Here is a 946-nt window from a genome sequence, read left to right as displayed (position 1 = left end):
GAGCGTCGGACGCTCAGGTTGAATCGAGAGGGGATTCCAGTGAGGCGACGTTCGTGATTCACTTCCTGTAGGAGGTGATTTGCGATGCCCAAGCCCTATTCGATCGATCTGCGTGAACGTGTTGTCGGGTATGTCGAAGCCGGCCATTCCCGGCGCTCGGCTGCGGTGCATTTTGGTGTATCGGTTTCGTTCGTCGTGATCCTGGTGAGGAACTATCGAAAGACCGGGAGCCTGGTGCCCAAGGCCAGCGGTGGCCGACGCCATTGCAAGCTCGACCCGCATCGCGAGTTTCTGCTTGGCCATGTAGCCGAGAAGGACGATATCACCATGCCCGAGCTTGCCGCCGAACTGGCCGCTGCTGCAGGCGTCGAGATCGCTCCCGCCTCGATCTCGCGTTGGCTCATCAGGAACGGCTACCGCTTCAAAAAAAACGCTGCAGGCCAGCGAGCAAGATCGTCCCGACATCAGCAAGGCGCGGCGGGAGTGGCAGGCCAAGCGCCAGCCACGAATGCGGCTTGAACCGCATCGGCTGGTGTTCATCGACGAAACCGGAACCACTACGAAGATGACGCGGCCGCGCGGCCGCTGCCTGAAAGGCCAACGGCTGCGCTCAAAGGCACCGTTCGGACACTGGAAGACGCAGACCTTCATCGCCGGGCTGCGCTGTCATGGGCTCACCGCCCCTTTCGTCGTCGACACGCCGATGAACCGGCGCATCTTCGAGACCTATGTCGAAACGCAACTCGCTCCGACGCTGGAAAAGGGTGATATCGTCATTCTCGACAATCTCGCTGCCCACAAGAGTCAGACCGCCGAGGCCGCGATACGGGCCAAGGGCGCATGGCTGCTCTTCCTACCGCCCTACAGCCCGGACCTCAACCCGATCGAAATGGCCTTCGCCAAGCTCAAGGCGCATCTGCGCGCAAAGGCCATCAGAACCATCGAC

General features: G+C 61.3%; 2 protein-coding genes. Both read left to right on the top strand.

Features of this window, described 5'->3' with window-relative positions; translation table 11 throughout:
• Window positions 1-84: 84 nt before the first annotated feature.
• Window positions 85-519 (top strand): helix-turn-helix domain-containing protein, encoded by a 435-nt coding sequence (locus tag NMG70_RS30905; RefSeq protein WP_254027984.1) that lies wholly within the window; start codon window positions 85-87, stop codon window positions 517-519.
• The coding region (locus tag NMG70_RS30900) for an IS630 family transposase (RefSeq protein WP_254027983.1) at window positions 434-946 on the top strand (513 nt) is incomplete at its 3' end. The genes NMG70_RS30905 and NMG70_RS30900, both read left to right, overlap by 86 nt.

It is taken from the genome of Mesorhizobium ventifaucium, assembly GCF_935822925.1.
Taxonomy (GTDB): Bacteria; Pseudomonadota; Alphaproteobacteria; order Rhizobiales; family Rhizobiaceae; genus Mesorhizobium; species Mesorhizobium ventifaucium.
Note: the sequence above shows the minus strand (reverse complement) of the source record. Positions and strands in the feature narration are given on the sequence as shown.